This is a genomic window from Cryobacterium lactosi (assembly GCF_004403945.1).
In the GTDB taxonomy this organism is placed as follows: domain Bacteria; phylum Actinomycetota; class Actinomycetes; order Actinomycetales; family Microbacteriaceae; genus Cryobacterium; species Cryobacterium lactosi.
This window is the reverse complement of record NZ_SOHM01000031.1, coordinates 392,578-414,812: the sequence shown is the minus strand read 5'-3', so window position 1 is coordinate 414,812 and position 22,235 is coordinate 392,578. Positions and strand designations below refer to the sequence as shown.

At 68.8% G+C, this 22,235-nt stretch carries 22 protein-coding genes; 14 read left to right on the top strand and 8 right to left on the bottom strand.

Features of this window, described 5'->3' with window-relative positions; genetic code table 11:
* Positions 1-60: 60 nt before the first annotated feature.
* Together E3T61_RS15540 and E3T61_RS15535 are read right to left on the bottom strand one after the other, a co-directional pair.
* Positions 61-906, bottom strand: a complete 846-nt coding sequence (locus E3T61_RS15540) for a polyphosphate polymerase domain-containing protein (protein WP_241992607.1) — start codon at positions 904-906, stop codon at positions 61-63.
* Complete coding sequence (locus E3T61_RS15535) at positions 903-1,520, bottom strand: DUF4956 domain-containing protein (RefSeq protein ID WP_134641720.1); 618 nt, start codon at positions 1,518-1,520, stop codon at positions 903-905. The genes E3T61_RS15540 and E3T61_RS15535 overlap by 4 nt, the downstream gene beginning before the upstream one ends.
* A gap of 229 nt (positions 1,521-1,749) precedes the next feature.
* On the opposite strand from E3T61_RS15535, the gene E3T61_RS15530 reads away from it, so the two are divergent.
* On the top strand, positions 1,750-2,031 hold the full coding sequence (locus tag E3T61_RS15530) for a hypothetical protein (protein ID WP_134641719.1): 282 nt from the start codon (positions 1,750-1,752) through the stop codon (positions 2,029-2,031).
* An 88-nt stretch (positions 2,032-2,119) separates the two neighbouring features.
* Positions 2,120-2,482: a hypothetical protein gene (locus E3T61_RS15525; RefSeq protein ID WP_134641718.1), complete on the top strand. Its 363-nt coding sequence runs from the start codon at positions 2,120-2,122 to the stop codon at positions 2,480-2,482.
* 16 nt (positions 2,483-2,498) lie between these two features.
* Here the strand turns inward: E3T61_RS15525 and ppsA are convergent, their stop codons facing one another.
* A complete protein-coding gene (ppsA, locus tag E3T61_RS15520) occupies positions 2,499-4,919 on the bottom strand; it encodes a phosphoenolpyruvate synthase (RefSeq protein ID WP_134641717.1) in 2,421 nt (806 codons plus the stop codon).
* Between the two features lie 106 nt (positions 4,920-5,025).
* Between ppsA and E3T61_RS15515 the strand changes: the two genes are divergently transcribed.
* Both E3T61_RS15515 and E3T61_RS15510 read left to right on the top strand, forming a co-directional pair.
* On the top strand, positions 5,026-5,565 hold the full coding sequence (locus tag E3T61_RS15515) for a GNAT family N-acetyltransferase (RefSeq protein WP_134641716.1): 540 nt from the start codon (positions 5,026-5,028) through the stop codon (positions 5,563-5,565).
* Between the two features lie 23 nt (positions 5,566-5,588).
* Positions 5,589-7,070, top strand: a complete 1,482-nt coding sequence (locus tag E3T61_RS15510; RefSeq protein WP_134641715.1) for a maltokinase N-terminal cap-like domain-containing protein — start codon at positions 5,589-5,591, stop codon at positions 7,068-7,070.
* Positions 7,071-7,088: 18 nt separating this feature from the next.
* On the opposite strand, the gene E3T61_RS15505 is transcribed toward E3T61_RS15510, so the two are convergent.
* Positions 7,089-8,798 (bottom strand): AMP-binding protein, encoded by a 1,710-nt coding sequence (locus tag E3T61_RS15505; RefSeq protein ID WP_134641714.1) that lies wholly within the window; start codon positions 8,796-8,798, stop codon positions 7,089-7,091.
* 110 nt (positions 8,799-8,908) lie between these two features.
* On the opposite strand from E3T61_RS15505, the gene E3T61_RS15500 reads away from it, so the two are divergent.
* Both E3T61_RS15500 and E3T61_RS15495 read left to right on the top strand, forming a co-directional pair.
* Entirely contained in the window at positions 8,909-9,955 is a 1,047-nt protein-coding gene (locus tag E3T61_RS15500) for an ATP-dependent DNA ligase (RefSeq protein ID WP_134641713.1), read from the top strand.
* Between the two features lie 189 nt (positions 9,956-10,144).
* Positions 10,145-11,416, top strand: a complete 1,272-nt coding sequence (locus E3T61_RS15495; RefSeq protein WP_134641712.1) for an acyl-CoA dehydrogenase family protein — start codon at positions 10,145-10,147, stop codon at positions 11,414-11,416.
* An 18-nt stretch (positions 11,417-11,434) separates the two neighbouring features.
* Here E3T61_RS15495 and E3T61_RS15490 read toward each other — a convergent pair whose 3' ends face one another.
* Complete coding sequence (locus E3T61_RS15490) at positions 11,435-11,650, bottom strand: PLDc N-terminal domain-containing protein (protein ID WP_130177927.1); 216 nt, start codon at positions 11,648-11,650, stop codon at positions 11,435-11,437.
* Positions 11,651-11,773: 123 nt separating this feature from the next.
* Positions 11,774-12,790: a Gfo/Idh/MocA family protein gene (locus E3T61_RS15485; RefSeq protein WP_134641711.1), complete on the bottom strand. Its 1,017-nt coding sequence runs from the start codon at positions 12,788-12,790 to the stop codon at positions 11,774-11,776.
* Positions 12,791-12,898: 108 nt separating this feature from the next.
* On the opposite strand from E3T61_RS15485, the gene E3T61_RS15480 reads away from it, so the two are divergent.
* The 3 genes from E3T61_RS15480 (at position 12,899) to E3T61_RS22700 (ending at position 14,699) form a co-directional block, all read left to right on the top strand.
* On the top strand, positions 12,899-13,312 hold the full coding sequence (locus E3T61_RS15480) for an ASCH domain-containing protein (protein ID WP_166793265.1): 414 nt from the start codon (positions 12,899-12,901) through the stop codon (positions 13,310-13,312).
* Between the two features lie 155 nt (positions 13,313-13,467).
* Entirely contained in the window at positions 13,468-14,289 is an 822-nt protein-coding gene (locus tag E3T61_RS15475) for an alpha/beta fold hydrolase (protein ID WP_134641709.1), read from the top strand.
* An 86-nt stretch (positions 14,290-14,375) separates the two neighbouring features.
* On the top strand, positions 14,376-14,699 hold the full coding sequence (locus E3T61_RS22700; protein ID WP_420898490.1) for a pentapeptide repeat-containing protein: 324 nt from the start codon (positions 14,376-14,378) through the stop codon (positions 14,697-14,699).
* 45 nt (positions 14,700-14,744) lie between these two features.
* On the opposite strand, the gene E3T61_RS15465 is transcribed toward E3T61_RS22700, so the two are convergent.
* Entirely contained in the window at positions 14,745-16,331 is a 1,587-nt protein-coding gene (locus E3T61_RS15465) for a PspC domain-containing protein (RefSeq protein ID WP_166793264.1), read from the bottom strand.
* A 113-nt stretch (positions 16,332-16,444) separates the two neighbouring features.
* On the opposite strand from E3T61_RS15465, the gene E3T61_RS15460 reads away from it, so the two are divergent.
* The 3 genes from E3T61_RS15460 (at position 16,445) to E3T61_RS15450 (ending at position 20,049) form a co-directional block, all read left to right on the top strand.
* The gene (locus E3T61_RS15460; protein ID WP_241992606.1) at positions 16,445-17,788 is read left to right on the top strand and encodes an ATP-binding protein; all 1,344 of its coding nucleotides are present in this window, start codon (positions 16,445-16,447) and stop codon (positions 17,786-17,788) included.
* Positions 17,785-18,462 carry a LuxR C-terminal-related transcriptional regulator gene (locus tag E3T61_RS15455; RefSeq protein WP_134641706.1) on the top strand — a complete coding sequence of 226 codons (678 nt, stop codon included), beginning with the start codon at positions 17,785-17,787 and terminating at the stop codon, positions 18,460-18,462. The genes E3T61_RS15460 and E3T61_RS15455 overlap by 4 nt, the downstream gene beginning before the upstream one ends.
* Positions 18,463-18,642: 180 nt before the next feature.
* Positions 18,643-20,049, top strand: a complete 1,407-nt coding sequence (locus E3T61_RS15450; protein ID WP_166793263.1) for a CotH kinase family protein — start codon at positions 18,643-18,645, stop codon at positions 20,047-20,049.
* Between the two features lie 5 nt (positions 20,050-20,054).
* Here the strand turns inward: E3T61_RS15450 and E3T61_RS15445 are convergent, their stop codons facing one another.
* Entirely contained in the window at positions 20,055-20,789 is a 735-nt protein-coding gene (locus E3T61_RS15445) for a glutamine amidotransferase (RefSeq protein ID WP_134641704.1), read from the bottom strand.
* Positions 20,790-20,877: 88 nt separating this feature from the next.
* On the opposite strand from E3T61_RS15445, the gene E3T61_RS15440 reads away from it, so the two are divergent.
* Together E3T61_RS15440 and E3T61_RS15435 are read left to right on the top strand one after the other, a co-directional pair.
* Complete coding sequence (locus E3T61_RS15440; protein WP_134641703.1) at positions 20,878-21,702, top strand: thymidylate synthase; 825 nt, start codon at positions 20,878-20,880, stop codon at positions 21,700-21,702.
* Positions 21,692-22,222 (top strand): dihydrofolate reductase, encoded by a 531-nt coding sequence (locus tag E3T61_RS15435; RefSeq protein WP_241992605.1) that lies wholly within the window; start codon positions 21,692-21,694, stop codon positions 22,220-22,222. The genes E3T61_RS15440 and E3T61_RS15435 overlap by 11 nt, the downstream gene beginning before the upstream one ends.
* Positions 22,223-22,235: the final 13 nt, after the last annotated feature.

The window sequence follows — 22,235 nt, the reverse complement described above, 5'->3', positions numbered from 1 at the left end:
GGATCAGGAGAGTGGATCAGCAGGGTGGGTGGGCGCGGCGGGCAGGGCCAGCGGGCAGGGCTAGCGGAAATATCGGCGCAGGACCGGGGCCCACTTGTTGGCGGGCAGGTCGCCTCGCAGGGCGGCCATGCCCGTGCCGTATTTCGAAATGGTGGCGGGGCGGTGGCCGTGTGCCCAGAGAATCCGGTCGACGGCGGATGCCCGTGCCCCCGACTTGGTCTCCACGATCACCAGCTGCGGCCGGTCCAGCCGGGACTCGGGCGTGGCCGGCGCGGCTCGCCGCCCGGCGGGCAGCATGGCCCAGGACAGTCCGGTGTCGATGGTGGCCCGGCTGCTGGACTCCGGCACGAACAGTGTCGTGCGCAGGTACCTGGTCATCAGGGTGGGCACGAGGTCCTGCCCCTTGGCCCCCTCGATGTCGGCCTCGTCGAGCACGTAGTCGGCGTACTGACGACCCTCGGTGGTGAGCGTGGCCCTGTCGTCCAGCGCATACGGCAGCCGGTCCTTGACGGTGGCACCCCGACCGCCGCGGGTCTTCACCTCGAGATAGCTCTGGGCGGAGTCGACGTAGGTGCGGGTGCGGATCTTGAAGCGGCGCCGCCGCGGATGCGCCGCCATCAGGAAGCTGGTGAGGCGGGGGGTGTCGAAGTACACCGATTCGTAGGCGCTGGAGCGCACCCCGTCGATGTCGAGCACTCGCACCGAGGGGTCGAGGTCGTCGAGGACGGCGTGCAGTCCGGAACGGGGCAACACGTACTTGCGGTCGACGCGGGTGAGCAGGCCGGCCCGCTCGGTGAGCTCGGCCAGGTCGATGGTGGCCAGGCCCGGAAGTGGAACGTCCACCACCGGCACTGGGGCCGTCGACACGGCACTCATCGGTACTGCACTCATCGGTACGGCGCTCATCGGCCCGACTCCTGCAGCACCGCGGTGCCGGCCGTGCCCGCCGAGTCCGGCAGCGCGGCGGCGGAGCGTGCGGCACTCACCTGGTACCTCACGTCGACCAGGGTGGTGTCGTTCACGAGGTCGAGGCTGCGCACATGAACGCCGTGCACCCGGGCGCCAAGCAGTCCCTCCAGGTGGGCGATGAGGGCGGACTCGTCGGCGAACGCGGCATCCAGTACCACCGTCTGCTGGCGGTAGCTGCGGAACAGGCGCGGGCTGTCACCGAAGTAGACCACGGCCAGGATCAGGGCCATCAGGACCACGGTGAGCACGGTGGGTTCGGTGCTGAGGCCGGCGAGCAGGCCCATGGCCAGCGCTGCGAAGTAGTACGCCACCTCGTGCTGCTCGATCTCGCTCGAGCGCAGCCGGATGATCGACAGCACGCCGAAGAGGCCGAGCCCGAGGCCGACGCCGACGGTGCTGGACGCGAGCACCTGGGCAACGGCCAGGACGCCGACATTGACGACGAGGTACGCGACAACGAGGTCACGACGCCGGTGACGTGGGAAATACAGCCCGAACGTGAGCAGGCTGATGAAGAGCAGATCGATCAGGATGATCGCGGCCTGCAACATGGTGTCCTCCAAATGAACAATCGGTAACGCAACGATGTCCATCTAGCCGGGCGCTCCTATGAGGCGGCTATGGCGCAGTTATCAGCCGTTGCTGAGTCGGCTCACGCGTCGTCCTCGGCCTAGGGCTCCTCCCCTGCCCCGGGTTCGGTGAGCACGTCATTTTTCTCGCAATGTCAGACCTCGCGGAGTAAACTTCGAACATATGTTCTATCTGTTGAGGTGATGTGCCATGAGTCTGATAAATGAAACCGTCGCGGTCTGGGTCTCCCCGGAAGGTTCTCCGGTCCGCCTGGTCTGGCGGGCCCGCCGGTTCAGGGTGACCGACACTCCCACGCCCTTGACGGCGTCCGCGTCGCTGCCCGACGAGCTGCTGCACTTTCTCACCCACCCGCCCAAACCCGTGGCCGCCTGGCGCTGCCAGGGCACCGCCGACGACGGCACCTCGCTGGTTTTCGACATCCAGCACGACGACAGCGGCGCGCGCTGGCAGCTGCTGCGCGCCTATGACTGACTCCCCCGGCTGCGCACTCTCGTGAAGGCGCGCACGCATTACGCGGGGGTGGATGCGGCGCTAGGCTCCCACCGACAAGGGAGGCGCCGTGAGCGGCAACAAGAACGAGTCCAGCAAGACTGGGACCGGCCAAGGCCGGCAGGACAGCACAGGGCAGCAGAGCACGTGGGAAGCGCACATCACGTTCCTGCGGAGCCGTGCGGCGGTGGCCAGGGCCGAGGTCTCCGCCATCGAGGCCATGCACCGTGATCCCGACAATCTCGAGGATCTGCTGGCCAATGCCTCCCCCGAGGAAGTAGCGATGGTCGAGGCCGTCGAACACCGGATCAGCGAGCGGGTCATCGCGGCCAGGCAGGTCGCCGACGCCGCGGAGTCCGACTACGAACGTGCGGTGCTCGACGGCCCAGAGGCCGACGGCACCGCACCCCGCCCAGACGAGGACACGGTCTAAGCGGCGGCGCCCCGCCTCACATGGTCACCCGGGTGGGTCGGGGCCATTCGCCGGCCGCCCCCGCCGTCTCGGCTTCCTTGATCAGGTGCACGGTCTTCAGGAACGAGTCCGGGTTGAGCGAGATGGAGTCGATGCCCTCGCCCACCAGGAACTCGGCGAAGTCGGGGTAGTTACTCGGCCCCTGCCCGCAGATACCGATCTTGATGCCGGCCGCGTGGGCCTTCTCGATGGCCTCGCTGATCATCCGGGTCACGGCCTCGTTGCGTTCGTCGAAGAGCGCCGCCAGGTCGCCGGAGTCCCGGTCGACGCCGAGGACCAGCTGGGTGAGGTCGTTGGAGCCGATCGAGAAGCCGTCGAACCTGGTGGCGAACTGCTCGGCCAGAATGACGTTGGCCGGGATCTCGCACATCATGTACACCTGCAGCCCGTTCTCACCGCGCACGAGGCCGTTCTCGGCCATCACAGCAAGCACCTTGTCGGCCTCCGCTGTGGTGCGGCAGAACGGCACCATCACGATCACGTTGCTGAAGCCGATCCGCTCGCGTACGCGCTTGAGCGCCCGGCATTCCAGCGCGAAACCCTCGGCGTACTTGGGGTCGTAGTACCTGGACGCCCCGCGGAAGCCGAGCATCGGGTTTTCCTCGGCCTGCTCGAAGACGTCTCCGCCGATGAGGTGTGCGTACTCGTTCGACTTGAAGTCGCTCAGGCGCACGATCACCGGGTTCGGGTAATACGGCGCGCCCAGCTTCGCGATGCCGAGGGCCAGGGTGTTCACGAAGTACTCACCGAGGTCGTCGTAGCCGCGGGTGAGCTCACTGATCTGCCGCTGCACCGCCGGGTCGGTGATCCGCTCCGGGTGCACAAGCGCCATCGGGTGCACCTTGATGAGGTTGTTGATGATGAATTCCATCCGCGCCAAGCCCACCCCGGCGGTGGGCAGCCGCCACCACTCGAAGGCGGCGGCCGGACTGGCGATATTGACCATCACCTGGGTGCGGGTGATCGGTACGGCCCCGAGGTCGATCTGCTCGGTCTCGGCGGCGAGGATTCCCGCGTACACGAACCCCTCGTCGCCCTCGGCGCAGGAGATCGTGATGGGCGTGTTCTCGGCAAGCACCTCGGTGGCGTTGCGGGTGCCCACCACCGCCGGCACTCCGAGCTCGCGACTCACGATGGCGGCGTGGCTGGTGGGGCCGCCGTGGTCGGTGATGATTCCGGACGCCCGGCTCATGATGGGCACCCAGTCCGGGTCGGTCATCTCGGTGACCAGGATGGCGCCGTCGCGGAAGTTCTCGATGTCGGCGGGGTCCCGGATCACGCACGCCGTTCCGGAGGCGATGCTGTCGCCGATGGCCACACCGGAGACCAGCAGCGGTCCGCTCTCGATGAGGCGGCTGACCGAGAACCGGGTCAGGCTCTTCTGCGAGTGCACGGTCTCCGGCCGCGCCTGCACCAGGAACAGCTCATTGGTGAGGCCGTCCTTGGCCCATTCCATGTCCATCGCCCGGCCGTAGTGGTCTTCGACGATTGCAGCCCAGCGTCCCAGCTGCACGATCTCGGCGTTGCCTAGAACGAAGGCCCGGCGCTCGCGTTCCGGGGTGTCGATCACCCGGGTGCGGGCGCTGCCGCCCTCGGCGTAGGTCATCTTGCGATTCTTCCGGCCCAGGGTCTTCTCGATGATCGGTTCGCAGTCCGGTTCGTCGAGCAGTGCCTTGAAGACTAGGTACTTGTCGGGGTCGACGGCGCCCTGCACCACGGTCTCACCCAGCCCCCAGGCGGCGCTGATCACGGCGGCCCCCGGAAACCCGGTGTCGGTGTCGATGGAGAACATCACGCCGGACCCGGCCAGGTCGCTGCGCACCATCCGCTGCACGCCGATGGACAGGGCCACGTCGAGATGGTCGAACTTCTTCACCTCGCGATAGCTGATCGCCCGGTCGGTGAACAGGGACGCGTAGCAGCGCCGGCAGGCGTCGAGCAGGTCGCGCTCACCGCTGACGTTGAGGAAGGTCTCCTGTTGGCCGGCGAAGCTGGCATCGGGCAGGTCCTCTGCGGTGGCACTGCTGCGCACCGCGACCGGAAGATTGGCCACCTCGGCGTCCTTGGACAGGGTGCGGTAGTACACCCTGATGTCCTCTGCGATGGCCGCGGGGAACTCGCCGGCCAGAAAGGCCTCCCGCAGGTTCTGGCCGGTCTCCCGCAGCGACGCGTCGCCGGAGTGGTACCGGTCGAGTTGCTCGCGAATCACGGGTTCCAGCCCGTTGGCGGCGATGAAGGCGCGGTAGGCATCCGCGGTGGTCGCAAAGCCGTTCGGCACCCGCACACCCCGAGCCGAGAGCGAGCGCACCATCTCGCCCAGGGAGGCGTTTTTGCCGCCGACCTGAGGGATATCAGTCAGTCCGATCGAATTGAACCAGACCACTTCACGACCACGCATGACTCCTCCTGACATTGTGGGACGCTGACTCCTGCAGCCGCAACCTACTGCTCTCCACCGGCCGCGGCTAGGCGGCCGGCGCCGCCCCATCGGCTAGCGTCGGAGGATGACGATGACCCCGTTGCTCTCCCTGCGTCCAGTCCGCACCACCGATTCCGCCCAGCTGCTCGCACTCAACAGCGCCGCGGTGCCAGCGGTCAACGACCTCGGCCCCGACGAGCTGGCGGCACTGATAGCCACCAGCCACAGCGCGATCGCGGTGGTGTCGGATGCCGAGCCCGACACAGTTCTCGGCTTCGCGATCCTGTTCGCGGCCGGCGCGGACTATGCCAGCGAGAACTACCGGTATTTCTCCGGTCGCGCCGAGTCATTTCTCTACGTGGACCGCATCGTCGTGGCGGCCGGCCACCGCGGCAGGGGCCTCGGCGCCCGGCTCTATTCGGCGGTCTTCGACGCGGCACGCGCCCTGCCCGTGGACGTGGTGTTCTGCGAGGTCAACCTGCGACCGGCCAACCCGGAATCGCTGGCGTTCCACAAACGGCTGGGTTTCTCGGAGATCGGGCAGCAGAGCACCAAGAACGACGCCGTCGTGGTCTCCCTGTTGAGCGCACCCGTTTCGGGGGTTCGGTCGGCACCGGGGCGGTAGCGGGTCCGGCTACGCTGAACCACATGAAGCACGCCAGCGCCGGCACCGGCATCGACCTCACGCCGGCCGTCGACGGCTGGGTCGGCGCCCAGCGCTGGTTTGCCGGCAAGGCGCACAGCCCGGTTCTGCGGAGCATCGGCCAGTGGTCCCTGCCCACGGGCGAGTCGGGGGTGCGCATCGCCTGCCATCTGGTGCTCGACACGGCCAGCAGGTTCTCCACGCTCTACCAGCTGCCCGTGACCGAGCGCACCGAGCCGCTGCCGGACTCGTCGGCTCTCATCGAGCGGACGCTCGGACACGACGGACTCCCCCGCTACCTCTACGACGCCCCGCACGATCCCGCCTACGCCGCGGCGTTGCACGGGTTCATCGTCACAGGCGCATCGACGCCGTCCGATGACCCGGCCGGCGTCGCGGCGCACGGCGAGCTGCTGCGGGTGGGCCAGGCGCCGGCCGAGGAGCCCGTCGACCTGAGCCGGTTCACAGTCATTGCCAGCCGGGTGCTGAGTGGCGAACAGTCGAACACCTCGATCATCATCGACCTCGTCGACGAGACCGGCCGGCACGGCCGCCCGGTGATCGTCAAGGTGTTCAGGGTGGTCGCCGCCGGTTCGAACCCGGATGTCTCGGTGCAGTCGGCCCTGGCCGGCGCTGGATCCAGGTTCGTTCCCCAGCCGATCGGCGCGGTGTCCGGCGAGTGGACGAGCCCGCTCTCCCCCGCACGCCAGAGCGGCCACCTCGTGTTCGTCCAGGAGTTCCTGCCCGGGGTCGAGGACGCCTGGCGGGTGGCCCTGGACGCCGCCGCGACCGGCACCGACTTCAGTGTGCCCGCGCACGCCCTGGGCATCGCGACCGCCGCCGTGCACCGGGATCTCGCCCGAGTGTTCCCCACCCTGGCCTCCACGGGCGACGTGATCGACCAGTTGTGCCTGACGATGCGGGAACGGTACCGCCTGGCCGCGCGGGAGGTACCGGAGCTGGCCGCGCACAGTGCGGCGATCGAGGCGGTCTTCGCCAGGGCCCAGGCGGCCTCCTGGCCGCACTTGCAGCGCATCCACGGTGATTACCACCTCGGACAGGTGCTCGATGTGCCCGGTCGCGGCTGGGTGCTGATCGATTTCGAGGGCGAGCCGCTGCGCCCGCTCGCCGAACGTTCGCTGCCGGACATCCCGCTGCGCGATGTGGCCGGCATGCTCCGCTCATTCGATTACGTGGGCGCGACCATCGCCATGCGGGACCCCGCGGCAGGTCCCGCTGCGATCGACTGGGCCACGACCGCCCGTGCGGCGTTCCTGCAGGGCTACCACCAGGAGGGCAGCACCGGTCCGGGAAGCTCCGCCCTGGCCGGCCAGGAGCCCCTCCTGGCCGCGTTCGAACTCGACAAGGCCATCTACGAGAGCATCTACGAGAGCCGCAACCGGCCGTCCTGGCTGCCGATCCCGCTGCGCGCCGTGCGGCGCCTGGCCGAGGAAGCCCACGCCGCGCGCGGCAGCACCGCAGGCTGAGACCCGGCGAGGCGCAGGCTACGACCGCTTCTTCAGCTCCGGGAACTGGTCGTCGCGCCACTCGTCCGCCAGGCGCACATCGGCGGCCGCGGCCTCGTTCTCCCGGGCCCGCAACTCCACCCGGCGGATCTTGCCCGAGTTCGTCTTGGGCAGTTCGAAGAACTCCACCCGGCGCACCCGCATGTACGGCGGCAGGCCGTTCCGCGCGTGCCGCAGCACGGCCAGAGCCGTCTCGGCGTCCGGTGCCCAACCGGCGGCCAAGGCCACATAGGCCTTGGCGATGTTCAACCGGGTGGCATCGGGGGCGGGCACGACGGCGGCCTCCATCACCGCGGGGTGCTCGATCAGAACACTTTCCACCTCGAACGGCGAGACCTTGTAGTCGGAGGACTTGAAGATGTCATCGGTGCGGCCGATGAAGGTGAGATAGCCGTTCCGGTCCCGGTTGGCGACGTCGCCGGTGTGGAAGTAGCCGTCGCGGAGCGCCTCGGCGCTCCGCGGGGCATCGCCGTGATAGCCGGACATCAGGTTCACCGCGAGGGTGCCAAGGTCCAGGCAGATCTCGCCCTCCTCGGTGAGCTCACCGGTGATCGGATCTACGAGCACCACAGCCACGCCGGGTAGCGGCTGCCCCATGGAGCCTGCCAACAACGTCGAACCGGGCACATTGCCCACGATCGCGGTGGTCTCGGTCTGACCGTAGCCATCCCGGATGGTCAGGCCCCAGGCGCGCTGGATCGCTCTGATCACCTCGGGGTTCAGCGGCTCCCCGGCCGAGAGGATCTCGCGCAGGCTCTCCGGCTTGGCACCGACATCCGCCTGGATCAGCATCCGCCACACCGTCGGCGGCGCGCAGAAGGTGCTCACGGCGGCGCGGTGCAGCTGGTGCGCCAGCGCCGCCGGGTTGAACTTCGAGTAGTTGTAGATGAACACGGTGGCTTCGGCGATCCACGGTGAGAAGAAGCAGCTCCAGGCGTGCTTGCCCCAGCCGGGTGAGCTGATCGCCAGGTGCACGTCATCGGGGCGAAGGCCCAGCCAGTACATGGTGGTGAGGTGCCCGACCGGGTACGAGGTCTTGCTGTGCACCACCATTTTGGGCTTGCTCGTGGTGCCCGAGGTGAAGTAGATCAGCGACGGGTCCGTGGAGGCCACGGGGACGACTACCTTGCCGGTGCCGGCCTGGTGGGACTCGGCGTAGCCGGTCCAGCCCGCGGTCGACTGGCCGACGCAGATGCGGGTGAAGGCTCCGTCCACACCCTCGAACTTGCCGGTGTCTTCGGCGTTGGCGATCACGTGCTGTACGCCGGCGCGCAGCACCCGGTCGGCCAGGTCATGGGTGCCGAGCACCGTGGAGGTGGGCAGGATGACCGCGCCCACCTTCATGATGGCGAGCATGGTCTCCCAGAGCTCCACCTGGTTGCCGAGCATGAGCATGACGTGGTCGCCCTTGGCGACGCCCTGCTGCACCAGCCACGTGGCGACCTGGTCGGAGCGGGTGACCATCGCATCGAAGCTGACCTTGAGTTCTCGGCCGTCTTCCTCGACGATCCACAGGGCGGTCTTGTCGTTGCCGGTGGCGATCTGGTCGAACCAGTCCGTCGCCCAGTTGAAGCTGTCGCCGACGTCCGGCCAGACGAAGGCGGCGGAGGCACCTGCGTGGTCGCTGCGCAGCTCGAGGAGCTGGTCGCGGGCGCTGCGGAAGTTGGTCGTGCTCGGGCGCTCAGTCATGCTCCCATCTTCCTCACCACCGGATGCCTCCAGGGGCATGGACACGTCACCGGCTGGGAATATGTGCAGCGAGGGTGTTCGACGGGCGTGAAGCGGGCCAGACTGCGGGCATGGCAGTCGCAGCAGCCGTTTCCCCCATGCTCGCCAGGGCCGTCGACACGGTTCCGGAGCAAGACAGCGTGCCCGGGGGGCTCAGCTACGAGCCCAAGTGGGACGGGTTCCGCAGCATCGTCTCCTTCGACGGACAGGTCAGTGCCATCGCCAGCCGCGGCTCCAAGATGCTCACCAGGTATTTTCCCGAGCTCACCTTCGCCTTCGAAAACCTGCTGCCGGAGCCGTGTGTGCTCGACGGCGAGATCGTGCTGCGCACGGGCGACCCCGGCTCCGAACACCTCTCCTGGGAGATGCTGTCACAGCGGATCCACCCGGCGGCCACCCGGGTGCGCCGGCTCGCCGACGAGACCCCGGCGACCTTCGTCGCCTTCGACCTGCTCTCCCGCGGCGGCCGGAGCCTGCTCGACACCCCGTTCGCCGAACGCCGCGCGGCCCTCGAAGACCTGGTCGGCGCGCTCGGTGACCCCATCCACCTCACCCGCACCACCCGGGACGTCACCGTGGCCCGCCGCTGGCTGGTCGAGTTCGAGGGCGCCGGCCTGGACGGCGTCGTCGCCAAACCGCTGGCGGCCGTGTACGCCCCGGGCAAACGGTCGATGTTCAAGGTGAAACACCACAGGTCGGCGGATGTCGTGCTGCTGGGCTACCGCACGCACGTGAGCGGCACCGGGGTGGGATCGTTGTTGCTCGGCCTGTACGACGACGCCGGCGAATTGCGGAGCGTCGGCGGCGCATCCGCGTTCAGCGACGCCTGGCGGCTGCGGCTGATCGACGAGCTGGAACCGTTGGTGATGCACGACGATGAGGGCGCCGTGGTCACCGGCCAGACCGAGCGCAACCGGTTCTCGGCGAACAAAGACACCTCTTTTGTGCGGTTGCGACCCACCCGGGTGCTCGAGGTGCGATACGACCACATGGAGGGCGAGAGGTTTCGGCACACTGTGCAGTTCGAGCGGTGGCGCCCGGACCGGGACGCCCGATCGTGCACCTTCGACCAGCTGGAGCGGCCGATAGCGTACGACCTCGGTGGCGTTCTGGATTGACCGACCAGGAGGATGACGGGGTGTGACGTAACCTCGGGTCGTATTCCACGGGGCCGCCCACGGCGTGCCTAGGGTTGCATCACCTCGAGCAAACGTGCTGGAACGACCGAAGCGGCAGCACCTGTGCCGCTGCTCTGCCGTGCCTGAACGCCGCCTCGAGGACCGCTGCCGACCACGATAGGACCTCCGATGACCGACACAGCACTCAACACCCCCGTATCGTCCGCCGCACCAGACACCCGCGCGTTCGATGATCGTTGGGCGGATGCGCCCGCCCCCACCACGCCGGAACGCTGGCTCGAGCGCGCCAGGGAGGTGTCCGACATTCTCATCGTGGACGCCGTCGACCGGGACAGGGCCAACCTGGCTCCGCAGGCCGAGGTACGCCTGCTCAAGGCCGCCGGCCTGGTCACCCTGCTCGGCCCCCTCGCCCACGGCGGCGGCGGGCAGAGCTGGGAGACCGCGTACCAGGTCATCCGCGTCGTCGCCCGCGGCGACGGTTCGATCGGGCAGCTGCTCGGCTACCACTACCTGTGGGCCTGGGCGGCCCGTCTGGTGGCCACCGATGAGCAGATCCTCGCTGTCGAGGAGCTCTACACCGCCAACAACTTCCTCTTCGGCGGTGCGGTGAACCCGCGCGACTCCGACCTCACCGTGACCGAGGACGGCGACGAGCTGGTCTTCAGCGGCCGCAAGTCGTTCTCCACCGGCGGCCAAGTGGCCGACCTCACCGTGCTCGAGGGTGTGCTGAACGGCACCGACACCCACATCTTCGCCATCGTGCCCACCGACCAGCCCGGCATCGTGTTCGGCGACGACTGGGACAACCTCGGTCAGCGCCTCACCGAGTCCGGCTCCGTCGAGATCCGCGATGTGCGGGTGCCCTGGGCCGCCGCAGCCGGGTTCGTGGAGAAGGTCTTCCAGCCGCTGATCTACAACACCCTCAACGTGCCGGCCATCCAACTGGTCTTCACGAACTTCTACCTGGGCATCACCCAGGGCGCCATCGAGACGGCCTCGGCGTACACCCGCACGTCAACCCGGGCCTGGCCGTACGGCGGCGACAACAAGGAGCGCGCCACCGACGAGTGGTACCTGCTCGAAGGCTACGGGCAACTGCAGTCCAAGCTCTGGGCCGACGAGGCCATCGCCGACAGGGCCGGCGCCGAGATCAGCCTGGTTCTGCACGCGCCCCGGGAGGAACTCACCGAACGGCGCCGGGGCGAGATCGCGGTGCTCATCGCCGCCGCCAAGCTGAGGGCCATCGAGGACGGCCTGGAGACGACGAGCAAGATCTACGAGCTCACCGGAGCCCGCGCATCCGCCAACTCGGTGGGCCTGGACATCTTCTGGCGCAACCTGCGCACGCACAGCCTGCACGACCCCGCCGCATACAAGAAGCGCGAGGTGGGCCAGTACGTGCTGCTGAACGAGGTGCCCAAGCCCAGCTGGTACACCTGACCGCTTGCTCTGCGCGCGCTAGTCTTTGCGGCCGGCGAGGAAGTAGGCGATGGGGCCGGCGTAGTTGATCGCGATCACGGCCGCCCAGACCCCCTTGGGCCCGTTGACCTTCTTCGCCGGCCGGTGCGCCAGGTCGCTCCAGGCGAGACCCGCGAGCACCAGCTGCACGATGGCCCCGGCCACCACGCCGAACTTCTGGCCGCCGTTCATCTCGCTCCACTTCCGTGATGCCATGGTTCTCTCCCATCGTTGTCGCGCAGGCACCGGAATCGGCGGCGCGCGGTAGTCGCATCATGCCACCGGCACCGCGCTCGCGCGATGAGCGTCAGGCTGAGCTGAGCCCGAACGCCGCGGCCCTCAGTCGCCGGTGTGCGGGTTCTGCACGATCCGGTCGCAGAGCGCCATGGTGAGCACATTGTCACGGCCGCTGCTGCGCGGCGGGGTGCCGGTCTCGACTGCGTCGGCGAAGTGGGCCATCTCGCCCACGAAGCCGCGCAGGTACAGGTCGCGGTCGGTGCCCGACATCGCGCTCTCCGCGGGCGTGAACACCGTTGTGCGTTCCGTCAGGTGCTTCCAGCTCGGTTGGTCATCCGGTGCCGTGCGGTGCACGGTGAGGCTCACGAGGTCCTCGACGATCGCATACCCCTCGTCGCCGGAGACCCGCAGGTGCTCGGATTCGCTGGAGTAGCCGGGCAAGCCGGACAGGTCGAGGGTGCCGACCACGCCGGATTCGAACCGGAGCAGGATGGCGAGGGCCACGTGATTGCCGGAGCCGTTCGAGGCCACGGTGACGTCGACGACCTCGCCGAAGAGCCAGCGCACCAGGTCGATCACGTGGATGGCGGCGAGCTTGATGAACTCCTCCGCATCGGCGCAGAACGGTGTGCTGTCGCAGCCGAAGGCCAGGTGGAAGGACCGCAGCCGGCCGAGCTCACCGTTGGCGACCAGTTCCTGCAGCTGTTCGTAGGCGGGCGCGTACCGCTTCATGAAACCGACCATCAGGGTCACGCCGCGCGCGTCGGCTTCGTCGCTGATCCTTCGGGCCTCGTCGGCGGTCCAGCCGAGGGGCTTGTCGACGAAGACGTTCTTGCCGGCGCGAATGGCCAGCAGGGCGAGGGCCGCCTGGTCTCGTGGCTGGGCGACGACGACGACAGAGGCAACGCCGGCCTCCGCGAGCAGGGCCTCGGCGCTGCCGAACGCCCGCCCGGTGGACCCGAAGCGCTGTAGCGCATCCGCCGAACGCCGCGCATCGCGGGTGGCGATGGCGTCGATGGCCAGACCGGCGCGCACACACGAGGGCAGGATGTTGGTGGTGGCGTGGAAGCCCGCTCCGATGACGGCGATCGACCGTGGCGAATCTACGTGCTGTGACATGGTGAAGCTCCCGGGCGTTTCGGCTGAACAATCGACGGTATCAGTCCGCTTATGCTGGTGTTCCCCTCTCGCGCGCGCAGACGCGGGCGCCCGCGTAAGAAAGCCACCATGATCGTCGACATCACCACCCTGCCCCCGCTTGTATTCGGCGAACCGAGCGAGTTCCGCGAGCTGATGGTGGCCCTGATCATGTCGGGGGCGAAGACCGGATCGTCCAACCTGCGCGTGGCCTACGAGATGACCGGCGAGGCGCTGCCCACGGTGGGCACGCTCTACGCCCTCGTCGACTCCGGCAACACCCGGGTCGCCGTGATCGAGATCCTCGAGGTTGTCGAGACCACGGTGCCAGAGGTCACCCTCGAACTGGCCCGTCACGAATCTCCCACTCTCGAGCACTGGCGCACCGTACACCGCGACTACTGGCAAACGCTGGTTCCCGCCATCCGTGTGCACCTCGGCCAGCCCGACTGGCAGCTGACGGATGCCGAACCCGTGATCAGCAAGGTCTTCCGCGTCGTCTAGGCACTCCGGGGCGCGGTGACGGCAGGGTGAACGGCAGACGAGTTTCAGTAGAAACCTTCGGCGCCGGGCTGGAACTCGGCGTGGACCTGAGGCATCATCGCAAGCGCCGGCCGAATCCGGATCCGGCTCCCTGACGAGAAACGGATACGCCACCTATGCCGTACATCGAAACGACCGACGGAACCGAGATCTACTACACCGAGCAGGGCACCGGTAAGCCCGTGCTGTTCAGCCACGGCTGGCCGCTGTCCTCCGACGCCTGGCAGGTGGAGCTCAAACTGCTGGCGGATGCCGGCTACCGCGCCATCGCCCACGACCGCCGCGGGCACGGCCGGTCGTCGAAGACCTACACCGGCAACGACATGGACACCTACGCCCAGGACCTGGCCGAGCTGGTCGAGGCCCTCGACCTGCACGACCTCGTCGTGGTCGGGCACTCCACCGGCGGTGGCGAGGTGGTGCGGTACGCCGCCCAGCACGGTGCCGGCCGGGTCGCGAAGGTCATCACCGCCGGAGCCGTTCCGCCGCTGATGCTGAAGACCGAGAGCAACCCGGAGGGCACTCCGATCGAGGCGTTCGACGGCATCCGCGCCGGGGTGCTCAGGGACCGTTCGCAGTTCTGGAAGGACCTGACCGAAGCCTTCTTCGGGGCGAACCGCGAGGGCTCCGCGGTGTCGCAGGGCGCCAAGGACGACTTCTGGCGGCAGGGCATGCTGGTGAACCTGGCCGCCGCGTACGACTGTGTGAAGGCGTTCTCGGAGACCGATTTCACCGAGGACCTCAAGGCCCTCGACGTGCCGATCATGATCGCCCACGGTGACGACGACCAGATCGTGCCGATCGCCGATGCCGCGCTGAAGTCGGCCGAACTCGTGAGGCACGGCACCCTCAAGGTCTACCCGGGGGCCCCGCACGGTATCTACGGCGACTACCAGGCTGCCCTGGACGCCGACATCCTGGCGTTCATCGCCGAATAACCCGAAGCGGCCCGGTGCGGCTCGGTTCGGCTCATCCGGCGCGACGGGAGGCGGCGGCGATCCCGGCGACGACGAGCAGGAGCCCGATGCCCACGATCGCCGTGAGCAGCCAAGTGACCAGGTCGAATCCCCCCGGGACCAGTTCGCGGGCCGCCATGAAGGCCGCGAGGGCGAGCATCAGGGCACCCCAGAAGATCGTCGCGAAGAGCGGCCGGCGTCGGGGCAGCGGGTCTGCTGCTGCCGGCGGGGTCGACTCGAGCGGGGTCGTGTTCAGTGGGGTCGAGTTCAGTGGGGTCGAGTTCAATGGGGTCGTATTCAGCGGGGTCGTATTCAGCGGGGTCGTATTCAGCGGGTTGTTGGCGAGTGGCACCGTCGGTTCGTTGTCGGGGCCGGTTGCTGGGCTGTTCTGATCAGTCATGATGTGTTCTCCTAGCGCGTTGTCAGATAGCCGTCGGCTACCGCAGTGCCGGTTCGTTGATGGTGACCTGGCCGAACAGCGTCCAGACCCTGACTGTCGTCACGCCGGTGCCTGGGCCGTCGGCCACGACGCGGGAGTCGTGGAACAACACCCCGCCCCGATCAAGGTCTTCCTGGCCGGTGTAGTCGACCCCGCCGGCGAGGATGCTGGTCTCCACGGCCACGGTGCGGTTGTCGGGCAGCTCCAGCTCCACGTCGCCGAACGCGATCCAGACGTCGACGCTGTGGTCGGCGCTGGACGGCGCGTTGTCGACATCCGTGAGGTCGATGACGGGTGCGCCGGCGATCATCAGGAAGCCGGTCGGGCTGTCGGTGCTTGAACTGCTGACGCTGGTCGCGTTGTACCGCCAGGTGGGATCGCCGAAGGTGACCACGTCGGTTCCCGCGGGAATGAAGGCGCTCCAGGCCATCGAGACGGCCAGGACGATGCTGAAGAAGTTCAGCCAGCCGCCCTCCTTGCCGCGCACACCGGCCACCACGATGCCCACCGCGATCACGGCGAGCGCGGCGGATGCCCCGACGAGGAAGGTGCTGGTGGACCAGGCTCCGTCGGCCACGAAGGATGCCGCGACGGCGCCGACGCTGAGGGCGAGTCCGGCCACGACCGCGACGAACCCTGCACCCAACTGCTTGCGGCGGCGCAAGGCCCGGTAGCGACCCGGGTCGAAGGCGGCGGGAGTGGGAGCGGCGGGGCCGGTCGGAGCAGAACCGTAGGGCGCAGAGCCGTAGGGCGCAGAGCCGTAAGGCTTACCCGTCAGGTCGTCCCAGAGGGAGGCGCCGGTGGAGGCCGGCGGCTCCGGAACGGGCGGGACCGGCGGCACGAAGGTTGCGGTCGGGGCCGGCCGGGAGGTCGGTGCGGACTCGGTCGCTACCGACTCGGTCGCTGCGGGCTCGGCTGGGCCGGCCGGCTGGGACGCTGTTGTCGGCTGTGACGCGGCGTTCGACTGAGCGGTGGTGCCGGACTGACCGGGCTGAGGAGCCGCGCCCTGCTGGTACCCCCCGGCCGCAGGCCCGGCGGGGTAGCCGGACGCCTGGTTCCGCGGTGACGGCACTCGCTTGGCGATGTAGATCACCAGCACGATGATGCCCGCCGTCAGTCCGATGGCCCAGCTGGTGCGCAACAGCACCTCCAGCCAGCCGGGCATTCCCCAGACCTCGGGCGGTCCCTGCCACCAGATGCCCTGCATCCACGGGACGAACGTGAAGAACAGCAGCGCACCGACGACGATCATGGCCGGTTCGAAGATCTGCCGGGCGGCCTTCTCCACCAGGCTGCGGCCGGACTCGTCGGGCATCAACGCCCAGCCCACCGCGTACAGGAAGAAGATCGGCCCGCCGAGGATGGCGATCACGACGGCGATACCGCGCACGATCAGCGGGTCCAGTCCGGTGCGTGCCGCGATCGCTCCGCACACGCCGGCCAGCCAACGATCCTGACCGCGCACGAAGCCGAGGCCGCGCACCCAGTCGAAGAACGCGGCCCCGCCGGGGGCCTTGGGCTGCCCGGTGGTGTGGGGGGCGCCGTACGGTGTAGTCGGCGGGTTGGAGGACGGTGTCTCGGTCATGACTCCATCTTGCTGCCGCGCCTGGCACCCGGCCATGGGGGAAGACCCTGATTGCACCCTGACGTTGCGATTCGGGGTGCGACCTGCACGGTCATGGGTGCTTGGATGGTGCTGTGACCCTCCTGCGTCCCACCGATCCCCGTTTCACCGGGCACCTTGTGCGGCCGCGCCTGCGCATCGTGGCGGGCGTGTGCGCCGGGTTCGCCCGGCACTCCGGCCTGCCGGTCACCTTCGTGCGCACCGTCACGTTCGTGCTGGCTCTCTGCGGTGGGGCGGGCGTGCTGCTCTACGGCTGGCTCTGGGCCACGACACCCGACGAAGCGGCGGATGGCGCTGCCGTCAGCGACCTGCGCGGGGACCGGCTGCCCAAGGCCGCCCTCACCGGCTCCGGCCCGGCCCCATCCGACCCGCGGACGGTGCCGGGCGACCTGCCCGCCGGCGCAGGGGCCGGCCCGGGAGCGGGGATCGCGGCAGCGGCGGATGCCCCCGCCGGGGAGCCCCGTCGCGCGCCGGTCACGGAGATCCTCCTGGGGCTCGCGCTGGTCGGCACGGCCGGAGCGCTGATCGCCGACCGCCTCGGCGCCGACTTGCCTCTGGACGCCATCATCCCCGCGATCGTGGCGCTGGCGGGCACCGGGCTGGCCTGGCGCCAGTTCGCCGAGCTGCGCAGCGGCGCCGGTCCCCGCAGCTCTGGCATGCTCGTGCGGGCTCTCGGGGCGCTGGTGCTGGTGGCTCTGGGCATCCTGCTGTTCTTCGTCACCAGTGAGAACCCCAACGTCTGGACCGTTGTCGTGGCGGCACTGTCGGTGCTCGTCGGCGTGGCCGTGGTCGTCGCCCCGTGGGCGGTGCGACTCACTCGCGATCTCTCCGACGAACGGGCGGCCAGGGAGCGGGAGGCCGGCCGGGCCGAGATGGCGGCACACCTGCACGATTCGGTGCTGCAAACGCTCGCACTCATCCAGCAGAAGGCCGGCCCGCACTCGGAGGCCGCCAGGCTCGCCCGCGCCCAGGAACGGGACTTGCGGGACTGGCTGTTCACCGGCGCCACGAACGGTCCCGTCGACCTGGCCGCCGAGCTCCGCGGCATTGCGACCACCGTCGAGCGTGATTTTGCGGTTCACGTGGATGTCGTCGCGGTCGGCTCCGTCGACCGCGAGGTGCCGGACGCCCTGCTCGCGGCCGCACGGGAAGCCATCCTCAACGCCGCCAGGCACGCAGGGGGCAGCGTCTCCGTCTACGTGGAGTCGTCACCGAGGGCCATCGAGGTCAGCGTCACCGACCGCGGACCGGGCTTTTCCATCGGGGACATCCCGGCCGACCGGATGGGCGTGCGGGAGTCGATCCTGGCGCGCATGCAACGGGCCGGCGGTACAGCCTCCGTGCGCCCCGGCCCGGGTGGCACCGGCACCGAGATCCGGCTCTCCCTCCCCCTCGACACCCAGGAAGACACCCCATGACCGACCCGACCTCCGCCACGCCCTGCGACCTCACCGTCGTGATCGTCGACGACCATTCGATCTTCAGGTCCGGGTTGCGCTCCGAGCTCGACCCCGCGCTGCACGTGCTCGGCGAGGCCGCGACCGTCGACGAGGCGATCACGGTGGTCGTCGCCACCCAGCCGCGGGTGGTGCTGCTGGACGTGCACCTGCCCGGCGGCACCGGGGGTGGCGGCGCCGAAGTGATCCACGCCGCCGCGCCGCTGGCCCCGTCGACCCTGTTCCTGGCCCTGAGCGTGTCGGATGCGGCGGACGACGTGGTCACCGTCATCCGTGCCGGTGCCCGTGGCTACATCACCAAGAGCGCATCGGGCGCAGAGGTCTCCGACGCCGCCCGCCGTGTGGCGGGCGGGGACGCCGTTTTCTCGCCTCGGCTGGCCGGCTTCGTGCTCGATGCCTTCGGCGCTGTCGCCGGCGAGATCGCGGCGACCACCGACGAACTCGACAGGCTGTCGGCCAGGGAGCAGGAGGTGATGCGGCTGATCGCCCGCGGCTACGCCTACAAGGAGGTGGCGACCGCGCTCTTCATCTCCCCCAAGACCGTGGAGACCCACGTGTCGGCGGTGCTTCGCAAACTGCAGCTGTCCAGCCGGCACGAGCTGACCGCCTGGGCCACCGCGCGCAAACTGCTCTGAGACCTGCGGCTACGCATGGCGGATGCTTGAGCGCCTGATAGTCCACGCATAGATCGGCCTGCTGGAGTGGGAACTCCCTACCGGAAGGCACCCATGCGTCAGCCTCATCCCCGGAGCCGGCCTGGCCGTTCTCCTCGTGCGTCCCGCGGCGCCCGAGCGGCCGCCAAACCGGTTGCCGCCGTGCTGATCGGGGCCCTCGCGCTGGGCGGTCTCGCCGCCTGCGACTCGACCGCGGCCGACACCTCGTCCTCCCTCACGGAGGAGCAGGCCGCGGTGCTGGTCGGCGCGGACTTCTACGACACGAGCCTCGTGCACTCCATCTCGATCGACTACGACGAGACGGACTATCAAGCCATGCTCGATGACTACACCGAGACAGGTGACAAGAGCTGGATCTCGGCCACCGTGACCATCGACGGCACGGTCTTCGAGCAGGTGGGTCTGCGGCTCAAGGGCAACTCGAGCCTGATGGGAATCGGCGACGACACGGAGCCGAAAACCGACCCGAGCACGGAGCCCAGCGCTGACCCCGACGTTGACGCCCCCGCCGACGCGAGCGACGGCTCCGCGAACGCCGACGATCCAGAGACATTGCCCTGGCTGATCCATCTCGACAAGTACGTCGACGACCAGTCGTACCAGGACCGCTCCGAATTCGTTGTGCGCGGCAACACCACGGAGTCCTCGCTCAACGAGGCCGTTGCCCTCGAACTCATCGGCCTCAGCGGGCTCGTCACCGAGAAATCATCGGCGGTGCGGCTGAGCGTGAACGGAGGCGACGAGGCCCTGCGCCTGGTGATGGAGAGCATCGACGATGACCTCTGGAACTTCGACACGTTCGGCGCCGACGGCATCACCTACAAGGCCGACGCCGGTGGCGACTACAGCTACCGGGACGAGGACCCGGCGGAGTACACCGACGTCTTCGACCAGAAGACCGGTGAGGATGACCTCGCCCCGTTGACCTCGTTCCTCGACTTCATCAACAACTCCGATGACGCCACCTTCGCCGCCGAGCTGGGCGACTACCTCGACGTCGATGCCTTCGCCGGCTACCTCGCGATGCAGGACCTGACCGCCAATATCGACGACATCGACGGTCCTGGCAACAACTCCTACCTGCGCTACGACAGTACGACGAGCCTGATGACCGTGGTGGCCTGGGACGCCAACCTCTCGTTCGGCACCATGGCCGGCGCGGGCGGCCCGGGCGGCGGCACGGGCACCCCGCCGGAGGGCGCCCCAGAAGACATGCCCGAGGGCATGCCCGAGGGAATGCCCGAGGGTTTCGCTCCCGACGGCACCGTGCCCGACTGGGCGGCGGGCGGCCCGGGCGCAGACATGGCCGGCGCACCGGGCGGCGGCAATATCCTGGCGACCCGATTCCTCGCAAACAGCGACTTCTCGGCCCTCGTCGACGCCGAGACGGCCACGCTCACAGCCGACCTCTACGACAGTGGTGACGCCCAGGCCGTACTCGACCGCTGGAGCGCTCTGCTGGAGGAGCAGGCGAGTGACCTGGTCTCGGCCGAGACGCTGCAGAGCGAAGCCGCCGCCATCGCCGAGTATTTCACCGCCGAGGACTGACGGTATCAGGCAGTGCCGAACCGCTCTACGAACGCCTTCATGATGGTGGCCGGCTCGGTCACCATCGAGGCGTCGATGGCGGCGATCACCTCGTCGTAGGCATCCGGTGCGAAGTATCCGTTGTCGTGGTACACCCGCAGCCGGGTGAGGATGCCGGCCTGGGTGAGCTCGGGGTGGAACTGGGTGGCGTAGACGTTCCGGCCGATCCGGAACGCCTGAACCGGGCAGGCCTCCCCGGTCGCCAGCAGCACGGCGCCGGTCGGCAGCACCGTGCAAGCCTCCTTGTGCCCCACGAAGGCCTCGAAGGTGGCCGTGACCCGGCCGAACAGTTGGTCGGCGGCGCCGTCGGGGGTGAGGCTCACCACGATGGGACCGGCCACCTCCGACCAGGTGTCGTCCACCACGCCGTCGAGGTAGCTGGTGAGCAGGCCGATGCCGTAACAGGCGCCGAGGAACGGGAAGTCCTGCGTGAGAACCTCCTCGAGGAGGCCGGCGAGTTCGCGCTCGACGCGCTGCTGCACCGCCGACTTGGTCTCGTCGGGGTCGCTCGCGTTGAACGGACTGCCGCCCACGATCACACCCGAGTAGTCGGCCAGGGCGATCGGCGGCATCGGCGCGGCCTCGAGGCGCACCCGGTGCAGCTGTTCGGGGAGCAGCCCGCCGGCCGCCAGGAACCCCGCGTACTCGTCGTCGGCGGCTTCATCCTCGGAACGGGTCGCCAGCAGCAGAAAGGGCTTCACCGCCCCATGTTATCGAGGATGGCGGCCTCGGCATCGGATGTGACGGTTGCCTTCTGGCAGCGGCCGCGCACGCTGTAGATTTGATTCGATGAACACTGCAGCCGAGCCCAGCTCCATTGCCACGCCCTACGAAGACCTGCTTCGCCTGGTTCTGGAAACCGGGGCCACCAAGGCCGACCGCACCGGCACCGGCACGCTCAGCGTGTTCGGCGCCCAGCTGCGCTTCGATCTCAGCGAGGGTTTCCCGCTGATCACCACCAAGCGGGTGCACTTTCCGTCGCTGGCCTATGAGCTGCTCTGGTTCCTGCGCGGCGAGAGCAACGTGGGCTGGCTCCAGGAGCACGGCGTGCGCATCTGGAACGAGTGGGCCGACGAACAGGGCGAGCTCGGCCCGGTCTACGGCGTGCAATGGCGCTCCTGGCCCACCCCGGACGGCGGCCACATCGACCAGATCGCCCAGGTCATCGAGACCCTCAAGACCAACCCGGACTCCCGCCGCATCATCGTGTCGGCCTGGAACGTGGCCGACATCCCCGAGATGGCGCTCGCTCCCTGCCACGCCCTCTTCCAGTTCTACGTGGCCGACGGCAAGCTGTCCTGCCAGCTCTACCAGCGCAGCGCCGACCTGTTCCTCGGTGTGCCGTTCAACATCGCCAGCTACGCGCTGCTCACCCACCTCGTCGCGGCCCAGACCGGCCTCGAGGTGGGCGACTTCATCTGGACCGGCGGCGACTGCCACATCTACTCCAACCACCTCGAGCAGGTCACCGAACAGCTCAGCCGCACCCCGTTCCCGGCGCCGCAGCTGAAGATCACCACCCAGCGCGACAGCATCTTCGACTACACGTTCGAGGACCTCGAGGTCGTCGACTACGTACACCACCCCGCGATCAAGGCTCCAGTTGCCGTCTGAGGCGCGGCCGTCAGCGGATGCGCCCGCCGCGCCGATCGGCCTGATCTGGGCTCAAGCGACGAACGGGGTCATCGGCGACGCCGGCACCATCCCGTGGCGGCTCCCGGAAGACCTCGCACACTTCAAGGAACTGACCCTGGACGGCGCCGTCATCATGGGCCGCCGCACCTGGGACTCACTTCCGGAGCGGTTCCGTCCCCTGGCCGGCCGGCACAATATCGTCATCACCCGGCAGCCGGACTGGGCGGCCGATGGGGCCACTGCCGTGCACTCCCTGACCGACGCGCTGGCCGCCGCGGCTCCCGCCGCCGTGTGGGTCATTGGCGGTGGCGAGATCTACCGCCAGGCGATGGACCTGGCCGACCACCTCGAGGTGACCGAGGTCGACCTCGACGCTGGCGGCGATACCGTCGCCCCCATCCCCGGTGCGGCATTCGCCCAGACCGCCGTCACCGAGTGGCTCACCTCCCGCACCGGGCTGCGCTACCGCTTCGTGAGCTACGAGCGCGTCACGGCCTGAAGACAAGCATCCG